This window comes from Synechococcus sp. R55.3 (genome assembly GCF_047461975.1).
Lineage (GTDB): Bacteria > Cyanobacteriota > Cyanobacteriia > Thermostichales > Thermostichaceae > Thermostichus.
Map to the genome: position 1 here is coordinate 1 of NZ_JANSIG010000016.1, position 14,189 is coordinate 14,189.

The following is a 14,189-nucleotide window of genomic DNA, read 5'->3' on the forward strand; positions in this document are numbered from 1 at the left end:
TGGCCAGGAACTTCTTGAGTTTTCTCTATCTCGTCAGTGCTCTCTTTTGGCTCAAATGAAAGATCAACACAACCTAGTCTGAGTCGAAATGACCATAAAGTAAGGTTTGAACCAAAAAAGGGATCCACTGCAGTGGATCCCTACTTAACTTAACGACTTGAATGTCAGCGTAAGGACTCTGGGAACTAGAAAGCAAACACAGCCCGCAAGACACCCACGCCGATGGTTGGATCGGTATCCCCAGACTTGCTAGGCCCACCATTGGGATTGCTCACAAAGTAGGCTGCCGGGGTAAGGGTGAGGTACTCGTTCACCGGGAAGCTGTAGTAAACATCCACGATGAAAGGACGGCTGTCAAAAACTCCCTCCTCGGTGCTGACAATCGGTTGGCCAAACACCACACCGCCCTGAGCACCCTCAATGAAGAGATCCGGGAAAGCAAAGCCAAACAGGAACCCGTTGAAATCTTCATCACCCGGATCAATGGTGCCAGCCGGTACCACGTTGGGCAAGTTGTAATCCACATTGCCAGCAGTAAACCAGCCGGATACGGTAATTCGAGGGCTAAGCTCCCAGTTGGCTGCCACCGAGAAAGCATTGACACGGGCAGAAACATCTACCATCGTCCTCCGCAGAGGGCCACGGAAAAGAGCTGTACCGTTGGCCAAGAACTCAGGGCCATCGTTTGCCTTCTGCAGATAGGTACTGGCAAACTGCAGGTAAATCTCTAGATTTTCATTCGGCAGGAAGCCCAGCTCCACCGCGTGGGCGCTATCGCTACCGGTTATACCGCTGTCGCCGAAGCCCTTGCCCAAGGCTTGAGCGTTCCTGGTGCTGTAGCTGTAGGCCAAGCGTAGTTGATCCGAGAGTCGGTAGCGGAAGCCAAACAGAGCTCCACCTGGCACGTCCGCCGTGGAGTTGGGAGCATCAGCAAAGTCGGAGAGAGCTTCGAAGGGTGTGCTGTAGTTGAATACATCGAACACACTTGAGCCAACGATACCCGTGTAGATGGTAGCTGCTCGGTTGAAAGCTGGGAATTGGTAGATCAGCTTGGCCAGGGTGAAAGTGCCGCCGCCACGGCCGCCAAACTCAAGGCCGGGATCCCCATCAAAGAACTCAGTCACAGCATCGCGAGCTTGGAGACGAATGCGCAGGCGATCGCGACCCACAAAAGAAGCATCGAAGTTCAAGCGTACCCGATAGGGAAGAGTCATGTTGGCTTGGTTTTGCTCTGCTACTACCTTCCCATCAACAACTCTGTCTTCCGTGAGAGCGCTGCCTACAACAGCGGCGATGACTTGGGCATTCAACTTGGTAACCGGGTTGAAGACCTTCCCTTTCAAATCAGTAACATCGGCTTCCAGGGCATCCACCCGCCCGCGCAGGGCTGCCAGCTCAGCAGCAAATTCCTCTTGCAAGCGCTGCAGAGTGGCCAAGTCTTCCCTGGAGACTTTGTCGGCCAAACCGGCTGCAATCAACTCATTGATGCGATCCAAGCAGGCGTTCATACCGGCGGCAAACTCAAAGCGAGTCATAGCCCGGTTGCCGCGGAAGGTGCGGTCAGGGTAGCCGGCAATACAACCGTAGCGCTCCACCAAGGATTGCAGGGCTTGGAAGGCCCAGTCGGTGGGCTGCACATCCGAAAGCTCAGAGATGGAGGTGACCGGCCCGGTAGCTTGGGCATAAGCCACTCCAGGGGTCAGGACCGCTGCTGCACCCAGAGTGCCGGCCAGCAGCGTTTTCCAGTAGTTCGCGTGTTTCACGGGCATGTTTCTCTCCTTGTTCTTTTCCTCACACCTTTTTGGCTGTAGGGATGTCTTCTAGAGATAACCAATTGCCTAACTCAAGAACAAGTCTGGCAACTGCGGACTTCGGTGAAGACATGATGTGGAGATTATGATACAGCCGAAGTCCACATCCTCTTGCTGTCCGGTCTGCCCTACAGTTAATGCGGTGTCCCCACATCTGTGGCCAAGACATGGGTATCTGTTCCCGCCATTCTCACACCTACACCGAGCCTGTGGCAAAGACCTGGGCAGATCTCACGCAGTGCGCTTTTTGTAGCCCATGGCCTCGTCTTAAGCTCAACCTCAAGCTCTTCAATGCCAGCATCCTTATCCCCACAGAGGAGTTGATTATTCTTATTCAATGAAGGGATCCACCGTAGTGGATCCCTGCCTGGCAATTTGGCTGTAAGCGTGAGGAGCTAGGAACTAGAAAGTAAACACAGCTCGCAAAGCCCCCACGCCAATGGTTGGGTCGTTGTCTCCGGGTCTGCCGCCATTGGGGTTGCTCACAAAGTAGGCAGCAGGCGTTAGAGTAATGTACTCGTTGACCGGGAAGCTGTAGTAGACGTCCACAACGAAGGGGCGAGTATCCCACACTCCGTCGTTGTCTGTGGTCACGATTGGCTGCCCAAATACAATCCCGCCTTTGGCACCCTCCACAAAGAGGTCAGGGAAAACAAAGCCAAAGAGGAAACCATTAAAGTCTTCCTCACCCGGATCAACAGTACCAGCTGGTACCACATTGGGCAGGTTGTAATCCACATTGCCAGCCGTAAACCAGCCAGACAAGGTAATGCGAGGGCTAATCTCCCAGTTGGCTGCGACTGTAAAGGCGTTTACCCGCGCAGAGACATCTACCCGAGTTCTTCTTACCGGTCCACGGAAGAGACTTTTACCCGTGGCCAGGAAGGTGGGGCCGTCGTTCGCCTGCTGCAGGTAGGTGGAAGCAAACTGAAGGTAAAACTCCAAGCTCTCGGTTGGCAAGAAGCCCAGCTCGACGGTGTGAGCGCTATCATCACCTGTTAAGCCACTGTCGCCAAAGCCTCTCCCCAAGGCTTGCCCTCTTCTGGTGCTGTAGGCGTAGGCTAAACGAAACTGGTCGCTCAAACGGTAGCGAAAACCAAATAGGGTTCCGCTGGGCACATCTGCCGTAGAGTTGGGAGCATCGGCAAAGTCCGACAGGGCATCAAAGGGCGTGCTGTACTGCAGAACGCTCGACACTCCCGTACCCGTAATGCCCGTGTAGATAGTAGCAGCGCGGTCGAAAGCAGGAAATTGATAAACCAGCTGGGCAAGGGTGAAGGTACCACCCGCGCCTCCTTGGAAGCCAACGCCTGGGTCACCCTCAAAGAAGGTGGTTACCGCATCGCGAGCTTGGAGACGAATGCGCAGGCGATCGCGACCCACAAAAGAAGCATCGAAGTTCAAGCGTACCCGATAGGGAAGAGTCATGTTGGCTTGGTTTTGCTCTGCTACTACCTTCCCATCAACAACTCTGTCTTCCGTGAGAGCGCTGCCTACAACAGCGGCGATGACTTGGGCATTCAACTTGGTAACCGGGTTGAAGACCTTCCCTTTCAAATCAGTAACATCGGCTTCCAGGGCATCCACCCGCCCGCGCAGGGCTGCCAGCTCAGCAGCAAATTCCTCTTGCAAGCGCTGCAGAGTGGCCAAGTCTTCCCTGGAGACTTTGTCGGCCAAACCGGCTGCAATCAACTCATTGATGCGATCCAAGCAGGCGTTCATACCGGCGGCAAACTCAAAGCGAGTCATAGCCCGGTTGCCGCGGAAGGTGCGGTCAGGGTAGCCGGCAATACAACCGTAGCGCTCCACCAAGGATTGCAGGGCTTGGAAGGCCCAGTCGGTGGGCTGCACATCCGAAAGCTCAGAGATGGAGGTGACCGGCCCGGTAGCTTGGGCATAAGCCACTCCAGGGGTCAGGACCGCTGCTGCACCCAGAGTGCCGGCCAGCAGCGTTTTCCAGTAGTTCGCGTGTTTCGCGGGCATGTTTCTCTCCTTGTTCTTTTCCTCACACCTTTTTGGCTGTAGGGATGTCCTCATAGAAGCGACAAACTGCCTACCTCAACAACGAGCCTGGCAATCGCGGACTCTGGGAAGACATGATACAGCCGAAGTCCACATCGTCTACCACTTTACACACTTTCTGGGCAAGACTCAATGCGAGACCCAACTGCGGTAGATGATCGAGGCTCGATATCCACTACTCTACCTCAGGGATCCGGCTCTGGCTAGCGGGTGTATCTCAAACTGAGACAGAGCTCTCAAGCTGCAAGCTCCGGTGGGGATGGGCGGTACCGGACTCGAACCAGTGACATCCTGCTTGTAAGGCAGGCGCTCTACCGCTGAGCTAACCGCCCCCGAGGGATCCCAGTCCACCGAGTTTAGCATTCCCAAGGGACTATTTCCCCATGCCCAGGCTTTGCGCCTTCTGGTACACCTTCCCCTCTGTGAGCAGGGAAGGGGCAATGCAGATCTCCACCTGCTGCATTTCTCGAAGATTGGCAGCCCCCAAGGTGGCCATGCTGGTGCGCAGGGCGCCCAAGAGGTTGTGGGTACCGTCGTCCAGGCGGGCGGGGCCGCGCAAGATTTCTTCCAAGGTGCCGGTGGATCCCACGCGGATGCGGGTGCCGCGGGGCAAGATGGGGCTGGGGGTGGCCATGCCCCAGTGAAAGCCGCGACCGGGGGCTTCATGGGCGCGGGCCAAGGGGGATCCGATCATCACTGCGTCCGCTCCACAGGCGATGGCCTTGCAAATATCGCCGCCGGTCACCAATCCGCCATCGGCAATGATGGGAACGTAGGCGCCGGTTTCCGCCAAAAACTGCTCCCGTGCAGCGGCACAGTCGGCGATGGCCGTAGCCTGCGGCACTCCCACCCCCAACACGCCTCGGGAAGTACAGGCAGCGCCAGGGCCGATCCCCACCAAGACACCGGCAGCTCCGGCCTGCATCAGCTCCAGAGCGACATCGTAGGTAACGCAGTTGCCCACCACAACAGGAATGGGCATCGACCGGCAAAATTGGGCCAGATCCAGCAGTTCCATGCCTTCGGGAACCTTGTGGTGGACGGAAACTACCGTGGCCTGAACGAAGAACAGATCCCCCCCGGCTTCCGCCACCAGGGGGCCGTATTGGGCGGCGTGGGCGGGCACGCAGCTAGCGGCGGCAATGGCGCCGGAGGCTTTAATCTGGCGGATGCGTTCTTGGATTAGCTCTGGCTTCACCGGCTCGCCGTAGAGGCGCTGCATTAGGGGCACAAACTCGTCTTTGCCCACCGACGCAATCTGATCCAACACCTCATCGGGATCGGCGTAGCGGGTTTGGATGCCATCCAGGTTCAACACCCCGAAAGCTCCCAGCTCCGAGAGCAAAATGGCCATTCGCACATCCACCACGCCATCCATGGCGCTGGCGATGATGGGGATTTGCCGTTGGATCCCTCCCAGAGTGAAGTGGGTGTCCACCAGGCTGGGATCCAGCGTTCGTCTGCCTGGGGCCAGCGCGATTTCATCCAGCCCGTAAGCGCGTCTTGCCTGCCGATTGCGGCCCAGTTGCACGTCCATTTTTCCCCTGTTCTGCGGATCCCTTGTTTTTATCATGCCGCCAAGGAGGGATCCAAGGCTAGCGAGAGTTTTGTTCTTCTGGTTGGGATTTCCACCTGCGATCCCGGAGCGGGTCTCAATCAGCCTCAGAGGTTCGAGGGGGCAAGGGCGTGAAAATGTGCCCTTCTTGCAGGTTGCCGAAACTGCGGCAGCGCTCGGATCCCCAACGGAACCCGTAGAGGGCGATGTAGGCACACATCAACGCATCCACCTGATCTTCGTAGTTTTTGAGTCGACGGCCCTTGAGGGATCCCACCTTCACTTGGAGCAGCTCTTCGTGATCCTGGAGAGCCGGGTCAGCGGCAGCCAGAGAGCGCAGATGATGCTGGTAAAGTTGCCAAGCTTGTTGCCGTTCCGGCCAGGTGCGTCGAGGGCGGGCCTTGTATTTTAGGGTGCGGCTGAGGCCAAAGAGGCTGACCAAGGCGCTGTGGGGGAAGACCTCGGTCACTTGGCGGGTAAGTTTTCCTCGCTCGATGCTGGCCTGCTCCCGAAAGCCATAACTGGCTAGGGCTTGCACCAAGGCTTCCCCTCTCACCTGGCCGTTTTTTTCTAGAAGCCGGCGGTTGGCTGGGTGGGCCCCGGCTGCATAGGCGCGAAACACCCGGTTCAGTTCGGCCTCGGCCCGTCGCTGTCCGCTGAGGTTGGGGACGCGCAGGGGGGCATCCACCGCCACCAAGCAGGGATCTTCGCCCGCCTGAGCTTGAATATAGTCCAGGATCTCCTCATCCGTTTGGAGAATGCGGCTATCGACCAGATGGCCTGTCAAGTTCTGCCTGCCGGGATCCCCGAGCTGGACTCGCAGCGTGGCCAGACCGGAAGGGTTGCGGGTTGACCAGGCCAGATCCAGGCCAATGCAGATCAACTGAGCCACACCGCCTTCCCCTTCTCTTCAAGTTGGACAGAATCAGAGTCGTTATCAAAAAACCAGTTTGAGGCAGTTCCCGATTGCATGGCTCTAGCGCCCTCACCCCCAGACCCTCTCCCTCTGAGAAAAGGGGTTAGGGATCAGCATCACAAACAGTTTCGCTGCTGTCTCACGGTCGTTGGGAATGATCCCGCCGGATTGCCTGCGTCTTGATGAAAATCCACAAGAAAAGGGATCCTACCAGGGGATCCCCAGAGATTCATCCAAGATGCTCAGCCCGGAAGCGGAGTGCCCCCAAACTCTTCGGTGAGCCTAAGGGATCCGCCTCCCTGTGGCAATCAACAGATCAGTAGTCGTAGTCACTCATGCCGCTGCCGCTGCTTGCCGGCGTGTTGGTTTTGGGCTCGGGCTTGTCCACCACGATTGCTTCGGTGGTCAGCACCATCCCCGCAATGGAAGCGGCGTTTTGCAGGGCGGAACGGGTAACCTTGGCCGGGTCTACAATGCCCGCCTCGAACATATCCACGAAGGCGTTGTTCTGAGCATCGTAGCCGGTGTTGAAGGGCTTATCTTTCACCCGCTCCAGCACAATGGAGCCGTTTTGGCCGGCGTTCTCAGCAATGCGGCGCAGCGGAGCACCCAGAGCGCGGGCGACCAGGTTGGCCCCCACCAGTTCATCGCCGGACAGGTTGGCTTGCGCCCACTCGGTTACCACTGGGATCAGGTGTGCCAAGGTGGTACCGCCGCCGGGAACGATCCCTTCTTCTACCGCCGCTTTGGTGGCGTTGATGGCATCTTCCAGGCGCAACTTGCGGTCTTTCATCTCGGTTTCAGTGGCCGCGCCCACTTTGATCACTGCCACACCGCCGGAGAGCTTGGCCAGGCGCTCTTGCAGTTTTTCTTTGTCGTAGGTGGAGTCGGTTTCCTCAATTTGACGGCGAATTTGCTCGCAACGAGCTTTCACGGCCGCTTCGTTGCCTTCCGCCACGATGGTGGTATTGTCTTTGGTTACCGTGACGCGACGGGCAGTGCCGAAGGAATCGAGGCGAGCGTTCTCCAGCTTCAGGCCGCGCTCTTCGCTGATTACCTCACCACCGGTCAGGATGGCAATGTCTTCCAACATAGCCTTGCGGCGATCCCCGAAGCCAGGGGCTTTTACCGCTACCACGCTCAGCACACCCCGCAGCTTGTTCACCACCAGGGTAGCCAGCGCTTCTTTCTCGATGTCTTCGGCGATGATCAGCAGAGGACGACCGGCGCGGGCCACCTGCTCCAGAACCGGTACCAGGTCTTGCACCAGGGTGATCTTCTTATCGGTGATGAGGATGTAGGGGTTTTCCAGAACCGCTTCCATCCGCTCGGTATCGGTGACGAAGTAAGGGGAGATGTAGCCCTTGTCGAAGCGCATCCCTTCCGTCACTTCCAGCTCGGTGGTCATGGACTTGCCTTCTTCCAGGGAGATCACCCCTTCGCGGCCCACCTTGTCCATGGCCTCGGCAATCATACGGCCCACTTCTTCATCGTTACCGGCGGAAATGGCCGCCACCTGGGCAATGGCTTTGGAATCTTCGACCGGGCGGGCATGTTCGGCGATTTTGTCTACCAAAAACTTCACCGCCTTGTCGATCCCCCGCTTTAGGGCAATCGGGTTGGCGCCGGCAGCCACGTTTTTCAGACCTTCTTTCACCATGGCGTGAGCCAAGACCGTGGCCGTGGTGGTGCCATCCCCAGCCGTGTCATTGGTCTTGGAAGCCGCCTGCCGGATCAAGGAAACGCCTGTGTTCTCAATGTGGTCTTCCAGCTCGATTTCTTTGGCAATGGTTACCCCGTCGTTGATGATTTGGGGGGCGCCAAACTTCTTCTCCAGCACGACGTTGCGCCCTTTGGGACCCAGGGTAACGGCTACGGCTTCTGCCAAAATATCCATGCCGTGCTCTAGAGCGCGGCGGGCTTCTTCACTGAAGATGATTGATTTGGCCATAGTCAACCTCTCCGATGCAAATGCAGGTAAGGGTGAAACAGAGTCTCAAGGATTCAATCGTTCGTTGAACTGCTGCTGAATCACTGACCATTACTGAACAATGGCGAGAATGTCCCGCTCGGCCAACAGCACATATTCATCGCTGCCCAGCTTGACTTCGGTTCCGGCATACTTGGAGTAGAGCACTTTGTCGCCGGCTTTCAGTTCCATCGGGATCAGCTTGCCCTCGTCGTTGCGCTTGCCAGGGCCAACAGCAACCACTTCCCCCACCTGGGGCTTTTCCTTGGCAGTGTCCGGCAAGAAGATCCCACCTGCGGTTTTCTCGTCCTGCTGAGCGATTTTGACCAGCACGCGGTCGCCCAGCGGCTTCAGGGTAGAGACGTTAAGAGCCACTGCAGCCATGACGAATGTCCTCCGTGATCCTAACGAATTTCCATTAATTCCGCTTCCCGAGGGGAAGCGACTTAGCACTCTCGACTTACGAGTGCTAGTTTATCAGCCAACTTTCTGGCCTGACAATAGCCTTTGTCAGCGGGATCCCGCTTTTGGCAGGTGCGGTCGGGGTGCGGATCCCCCTACTTTTGGTGCCGGTGTGGGATCATGGCCTGAGTTGGGCTGGGTTGAGAACGTGCGGATCCCGTTTTTTCAGGTGGATGCATTTACGGCGGTGCCTTTCGGCGGCAATCCGGCAGCGGTGTGTCTGCTGCCCCAGGAGTTGCCAGAGGCGCTGATGCAAGCCATTGCCGCAGAGAACAATGTATCGGAGACGGCTTTTTTACTGCCTCAGGGATCCCAGGGCGAGGTTCCCCACTATGGGCTGCGCTGGTTTACGCCGACGACGGAGGTGGATCTCTGTGGCCACGCCACCTTGGCTGGTGCCCATGTGCTGTTCACCGAGGTGCATCCTGAGGCGGAGAGGGTAGCCTTTTCCACCCGCAGTGGCCTGTTGCAGGTGCGGCGGCAAGGGGATCGCCTGGCCATGGATTTTCCTGCTCAAACTCCGGAACCTTGGCCAGAAGCCAAGGAGCAGGTGGCAGCGGCTTTGGGGATCCCACCTGTGGAGCTGTACCGCGGGGGTATGGGGGTGGCGGTGCTGGCTTCGGCGGGACAGGTGCAGCAGGTGCAACCGGATCTGGCCCAGGTTCAAGCACTCCCCGTTCCGGGGTTGATCGTCACAGCCTCTGGGGCGGCTCTGGGGAATGGGCCGGATTTTGTCTGCCGCGTTTTTGCCCCTCGGCTGGGGATCCCGGAAGATCCAGTGACGGGATCCGCCCAGTGTCTTTTGATGCCCTATTGGGCCAAACGCCTGGGTCGCTCTGAGTTACAGGCCCACCAGCTATCCAGCCGCGGCGGGGAGCTCTGGTGTCGCGATCTCGGCTCTCGCGTGGAGATTGCCGGGCAGGCTGTGCAGGTGATCAGAGGAGAGCTGAGGCTACCTTAGAACCCTACCGAACAAAAAACACCTCGGATACCTCCGAGGTGCAGGCCAGGAAAGAGCTTGAGCTAGCCAAGGATTTCGGCGGCTTGAATGAGCTCCACCTGCTTTTTCTTGAGCACCAATAAGAGCTGGGCAATCGTAACGGCTGCCAGGAAAGCCACCAGCCATTTCACCCGCTCCGGGCTTTGCAGCACCAGATCCCGCTCCACCTGGCCAAAGCCGCCCACATTGGGATTGTTGGTGACGGGATCCCCTTCTTTGACGCTGTCGCCAACGGCAACCACCAGTTCCGGCCCAGGCGGCACCACCAGGTTTTGGATCCCGCTTTCGGTCTCGAAGCTGAGAACTCTCGTGCCCGGCAGCTCGTATTCCGGGGGCACCAGGCTGGCCAATTCAGCCGGCAGATCGCTGATATCGGAGTTGAGGGTGGCGATGTTGACTAGACGCCCCGTGGCTGGGGCGCGGAAGACGTTGTTGTTGCTGAGGCTGCCGTCGGGGTTGAGCTGACCGCGACCCCGGTTGGCCCCAATGTAAACGCGATACTTCATGAAGGCCACCGAGGGATCCTCTTTCGGGTCAGGGGCCACCACCGGGAAGACGATTTCTTGATGCTGCTCGCCCGGCAAAGGCCCGACCAGGAGGATGTTGGGCTTCGCGTCGCTGTAGGGGGTGATGTAGGTCTCGGCAGTTTCTTGCCGTTGTTCCTCGGTCATCTCGGCTTCGGTGGCTAAACGGAAGCCCTCCGGCAAGACCACCACCGCGCCCACATTCAACCCACCCTTGCTGCCGTCTGCCAGCACCTGCTGCTTGCTCAGGTCATAAGGGATCCCAACTTTGATGGTAAACACCTGGCCGGGGGTGACTGCCTGGGGCACCTCGGCGCGAGTGGGCATGGCGTTCAGGTGGCAGTTGGCACAGACAATTTTTCCGGTCGCCTCGCGGGGGTTGTCGTAGGCCATCTGGGCGTAATAGGGGTAGGCTGCCGCCGGACGTGCCCCCATCCCCAGCAGCAGCAGCAGCGCGCAGAAGACTAAGCCAATTCGCTTCATAACTCTCAGCTCAGAATGGATTTCAATCACAGCTTTAGGACACAGTCTTGAAATAGCCATCTCGACGACTTGCCCCAAATCCCTTGGCAAAAGCCGGCACAGCCAGGATCCTTACCTCACCATCCTTCTAGATCAGGGAGATCAGGGGCCGGTCAACAGTTGGACTGGAAAGGTGCTCCGCACCGCTGACGCAATTGCCTGGGCAGAACTGGCGGGATCCCTTGCCCTTTAGGTCTCCCGGAAATCAGGGCCTTGCCAGGGGCTGAAGCGAACGTTGTCGCCATCCACCGTGGCGCTCACCAGCTCCAGCGAGCGGGGAGCCGGCCCCCGAATCACCTTGCCATTGGCCGCGTACTGGGATCCGTGGCAAGGGCACTTAAACAAATTTTCCCCCACATTCCAGGGCACCACGCAGCCAAGGTGGGTGCAAACCGCGTTGAGGCCGTAGTTGGCCACCGCCCCATTGTCGATCACGATGTAGGTGGGATCCCCTTTCAAACCTTGGGCCAGCACCCGGTCCGTGGCAGCATGGGTGGCCAACAGCTCACTGACGCTGATGGGCTTGCCGAGGGCGTCCTGAGCGATGAGGCCCTCACCCCCTCCACCGGCAGAGGGCGGAATAAAGTACTTCACCACCGGGTAGAGGGCGCCCACCACCACGACTCCCACAGAGCCGCTGAGCAGGGCATTGAGAAGAACCCGCCGGCTCATGGGGGGCGCTTCAAAGTTGCTAACCGCTTCCGTCATAATGGCAAATGCAAACCTGAGAAGTTTTAACGTTCGTTGACAAGCGACATCATCCTAACCGACCCCTCTGGCCAATATCGTTAAGAAATGCAACGCTGGAAGAGGCCGTAGCCTTTCTTCCCAAGGTGAGCGGCCCACCCGGCAAGGTTGGAGCCAGATCCAAGCCAGTCTCAAGCAGTCCTGATGAAGGGATCCGACTTTCAAGCTTTGTTGCGCGAGAAGTGGGGCTATTCCTACGACGTGCAGCTGCGGCGTATCCAGCAGAAGGTGGTGTTGCTGGTGATGTGGCGCTATCTGGAGCAGCCCTCCTTCCCCTTGAGCGAGGCCGAGTATTTGGCCCACTTGGAGAACGTGCTGGCCCATTTGCAGGCTTGGGGGGTGTGGGAAGCGGTGCGTCGGGAGATCGAGTCCACCCGTCAGAGACCTCGTATGGGCAAGGCGGTGGCCATTCCTCTGGATTTGCAGAAGGTGGGGGAGCGAGTCTCCGAGTGGTTGTTGTGAGTTCTCCTGGGGAGAAAGAAGTCCAAGCAAACCTAAGCGCTGGATTCGCCGGCTGGCCAAGAAACTCGAATCTGTCTCGGCCTAAACGGTAGACCGGGAGTTTGCCCAAAGGCCATGCCCTTTCTAGAGCGGACGCTGCTGGCGCACTTGTTCGGTTTCGGGGCGATCCTGCTGAGCTTTGGATTCCAAAAGCTGGCGGAACACCGGATCGTCCAGACGGTAGTCCCGCTGCTCGATCAAATCCCGATCGGTTGAGTAAATGGTGTCTGACTCTGGCACAACTTCCTGACGGCGGAAGCGGCGGGCAAAGCTAAGTTTGCGCAGCAGCGCCTCTGTGGGATGCTGCAGATGCTCTCGCCAAAGCTGCCGGACACGATTGCGATGCTCCACCCCCTGGTTGCGGATTTGCAAGGCTAGCCAGCGAACGGCGGGCACCGCCAAAAAGAGGCTGCCGTAGAGAAACAGAAACCCAATCAACGGGTAGATGAAGGCTAAAAAAGCATTGCTGCCGGCTGCCGCTGCCACCTCTTCCCGTGCCCCATAGAGAATGGCGGCCAGAAAGAAATTGAGAACTCCCAAACCCCCTGCCAGGGTCAGTTGACCAGGCGTGGCCCGGCTGAACACCCAAGGTTTCTCCTGCAACACTTCGGGGATCCTCTTGGGCTCACGCTCTGAGGCGGCCACCTGCAGTTCCGGAAAGCGGTAGACAATGTCCCCGTCCTCGCTGACCTCCGGCTGACCGTCGAACTTGAGCAAAATGGGCAGCATGTAATCTTCGTATTCCAAGGCCGGGGATCCCGGCTCCACATCCAGGTAGGGCAACACCTGTTCCGCTGCGATCACCCCCCCATTGGCACGAATCAGTTGGCCAATGAGGGCATAGCGCTCCTCCTCCAGGTTGGCATTGGGATCCCCGTCCCCAAAGAGGAAGCTGTACACCGCTTCCAGGAAGTTCAGCTCGGATTTTTGCGGCTGGCGGGGGCGCGTCCGACCGGAGTAGCTCCCATAGTAGGGGTAAGGATCCCAGAAGGGGTTGCCGATCCAAAGGTTGGGGAAGTAATAAAACCCTATCCCCCGCGATCGGCTGCGATTGTCCTGCTCGCGGCTACTGGCCATCTGCAAGGCAATCAACGCCAGGACGATCAAGACAATTGACACCACCAGCAGAATGCCAAAGGAGATGCGCAACCCATAGAGGAAGCCCCCCCACAACCGGCGACGCAGGGCTGCTAGCCGATCCTGCTGCTCCTTGCGCTTGAGAATGCTGCGAAAATCCGGCGGGAAAACATAGGTAATCTCCCCCTGCCGGGAAACCTGGAGATGCCCCTCCGCCTTTTGGGCCAAATTCAGCAGCTCTTGTTTGGCCTCGTGTAGAGCCAAGCCCGTGCTGGATGCAATATCTCCCAGCGTGACCCGCAGGCCCAACTGCTCCACTGCATCCATCACCAATGTTTGTGTAGCCACTCTTAACCTCCGCTTTCTGCCCCAATTGCCGAGGAGCCTGTCGGGATCCCTGGACGCAGATCCGCTCCCCTGAGCTAGACCTATCGTTTCCTCTACTCCCAGTATCTCCCCACTAACCCAGCAGCGGCGAGGGTTATACCCCCCTCTAGGGCAGCCAAGCCATCACGGCCAGCAGGGTCGAGAGGATCCCGATCAACACCCAGATGAGGGGCTGGGTATCCAACGGGGGATCCACTTCACGGCGGCTGAGGGGATCCCCAGAAGGAGCGCCAGATCTTGGGGAAGGGCCTTTGCGTTGAGAGCGCCCATAGGCCAAGCGGTATTCCGGGGGATCAGTTTCCTCCAGCCGGCTGAGATCGGGAATTTCGCTCAACCACTCCGCCGAACGTCGCAGACGAGGGGCTTGCCAGATGCCCAAGACATAGCGAGCCTGCTGGGCGACTTCTGGATCTGGGTTGCGCAGCAAGGTTTGAACCAACAGGATGGCCTCCTGCGTTTCGCCAAGGGCCTCTTGGGCCAGGGCCTGCCAGAGCCGTAGCTTACCCGACTGCGGATAGCGGCTTTGGGCCTGCCTAACCTGCTCTAGCGCCTGCCGATATTGTCCTCGCTCGAACCTCGACTGGATCAGGGCCAAGTGCTGAGACAATCTCAAGTCTTCGGGAAGCGTCATGCTCAGGATCCGCAGGTTAGCTAGACCGCCGGGAAGCCCCGTCCTCTATGCATCAGCATGAGTGC

The 14,189-nt window shown here is 58.4% G+C and carries 12 protein-coding genes and 1 tRNA gene; 2 read left to right on the forward strand and 11 right to left on the reverse strand.

The window, feature by feature from the left end; translation table 11 throughout:
- Positions 1–185: 185 nt before the first annotated feature.
- The 7 genes from NW849_RS04170 to groES form a co-directional block, all read right to left on the reverse strand.
- The gene (locus NW849_RS04170) at positions 186–1,769 is read right to left on the reverse strand and encodes an iron uptake porin (protein WP_414356081.1); all 1,584 of its coding nucleotides are present in this window, start codon (positions 1,767–1,769) and stop codon (positions 186–188) included.
- 444 nt (positions 1,770–2,213) lie between these two features.
- Positions 2,214–3,794: an iron uptake porin gene (locus tag NW849_RS04175; RefSeq protein ID WP_414356083.1), complete on the reverse strand. Its 1,581-nt coding sequence runs from the start codon at positions 3,792–3,794 to the stop codon at positions 2,214–2,216.
- A gap of 299 nt (positions 3,795–4,093) precedes the next feature.
- Positions 4,094–4,165: transfer RNA gene (locus tag NW849_RS04180), tRNA-Val, on the reverse strand.
- 41 nt (positions 4,166–4,206) lie between these two features.
- Complete coding sequence (locus NW849_RS04185; protein ID WP_414356085.1) at positions 4,207–5,370, reverse strand: GuaB3 family IMP dehydrogenase-related protein; 1,164 nt, start codon at positions 5,368–5,370, stop codon at positions 4,207–4,209.
- A gap of 115 nt (positions 5,371–5,485) precedes the next feature.
- Entirely contained in the window at positions 5,486–6,280 is a 795-nt protein-coding gene (locus NW849_RS04190) for a DUF429 domain-containing protein (protein WP_414356086.1), read from the reverse strand.
- Positions 6,281–6,620: 340 nt separating this feature from the next.
- Complete coding sequence (gene groL, locus NW849_RS04195; protein ID WP_414356087.1) at positions 6,621–8,255, reverse strand: chaperonin GroEL; 1,635 nt, start codon at positions 8,253–8,255, stop codon at positions 6,621–6,623.
- 90 nt (positions 8,256–8,345) lie between these two features.
- Complete coding sequence (gene groES, locus NW849_RS04200) at positions 8,346–8,657, reverse strand: co-chaperone GroES (RefSeq protein WP_011433225.1); 312 nt, start codon at positions 8,655–8,657, stop codon at positions 8,346–8,348.
- A gap of 208 nt (positions 8,658–8,865) precedes the next feature.
- Here groES and NW849_RS04205 point away from each other — a divergent pair, with 208 nt between their 5' ends.
- On the forward strand, positions 8,866–9,696 hold the full coding sequence (locus NW849_RS04205; RefSeq protein ID WP_414356088.1) for a PhzF family phenazine biosynthesis protein: 831 nt from the start codon (positions 8,866–8,868) through the stop codon (positions 9,694–9,696).
- A 62-nt stretch (positions 9,697–9,758) separates the two neighbouring features.
- Here NW849_RS04205 and NW849_RS04210 read toward each other — a convergent pair whose 3' ends face one another.
- Entirely contained in the window at positions 9,759–10,742 is a 984-nt protein-coding gene (locus NW849_RS04210; protein ID WP_414356089.1) for an apocytochrome f, read from the reverse strand.
- Between the two features lie 228 nt (positions 10,743–10,970).
- A complete protein-coding gene (locus tag NW849_RS04215) occupies positions 10,971–11,489 on the reverse strand; it encodes a cytochrome b6-f complex iron-sulfur subunit (RefSeq protein ID WP_011433228.1) in 519 nt (172 codons plus the stop codon).
- A gap of 183 nt (positions 11,490–11,672) precedes the next feature.
- Here NW849_RS04215 and NW849_RS04220 point away from each other — a divergent pair, with 183 nt between their 5' ends.
- Complete coding sequence (locus tag NW849_RS04220) at positions 11,673–11,990, forward strand: DUF3067 family protein (protein WP_414356090.1); 318 nt, start codon at positions 11,673–11,675, stop codon at positions 11,988–11,990.
- Positions 11,991–12,113: 123 nt separating this feature from the next.
- On the opposite strand, the gene NW849_RS04225 is transcribed toward NW849_RS04220, so the two are convergent.
- Together NW849_RS04225 and NW849_RS04230 are read right to left on the reverse strand one after the other, a co-directional pair.
- A complete protein-coding gene (locus NW849_RS04225) occupies positions 12,114–13,454 on the reverse strand; it encodes a hypothetical protein (protein WP_414356091.1) in 1,341 nt (446 codons plus the stop codon).
- A 145-nt stretch (positions 13,455–13,599) separates the two neighbouring features.
- Positions 13,600–14,124 (reverse strand): tetratricopeptide repeat protein, encoded by a 525-nt coding sequence (locus NW849_RS04230; RefSeq protein WP_414356092.1) that lies wholly within the window; start codon positions 14,122–14,124, stop codon positions 13,600–13,602.
- Between the last annotated feature and the right edge of the window lie 65 nt (positions 14,125–14,189).

Bases quoted from the DNA above. Each gene is read 5' to 3' on its own strand.
- groL (WP_414356087.1), bottom strand. From the start codon at position 8,255: ATGGCCAAATCAATCATCTTCAGTGAAGAAGCCCGCCGCGCTCTAGAG.
- NW849_RS04175 (WP_414356083.1), bottom strand. From the start codon at position 3,794: ATGCCCGCGAAACACGCGAACTACTGGAAAACGCTGCTGGCCGGCACT.
- NW849_RS04230 (WP_414356092.1), bottom strand. From the start codon at position 14,124: ATGACGCTTCCCGAAGACTTGAGATTGTCTCAGCACTTGGCCCTGATC.
- groES (WP_011433225.1), bottom strand. From the start codon at position 8,657: ATGGCTGCAGTGGCTCTTAACGTCTCTACCCTGAAGCCGCTGGGCGAC.
- NW849_RS04210 (WP_414356089.1), bottom strand. From the start codon at position 10,742: ATGAAGCGAATTGGCTTAGTCTTCTGCGCGCTGCTGCTGCTGCTGGGG.
- NW849_RS04185 (WP_414356085.1), bottom strand. From the start codon at position 5,370: ATGGACGTGCAACTGGGCCGCAATCGGCAGGCAAGACGCGCTTACGGG.
- NW849_RS04215 (WP_011433228.1), bottom strand. From the start codon at position 11,489: ATGACGGAAGCGGTTAGCAACTTTGAAGCGCCCCCCATGAGCCGGCGG.
- NW849_RS04170 (WP_414356081.1), bottom strand. From the start codon at position 1,769: ATGCCCGTGAAACACGCGAACTACTGGAAAACGCTGCTGGCCGGCACT.
- NW849_RS04220 (WP_414356090.1), top strand. From the start codon at position 11,673: ATGAAGGGATCCGACTTTCAAGCTTTGTTGCGCGAGAAGTGGGGCTAT.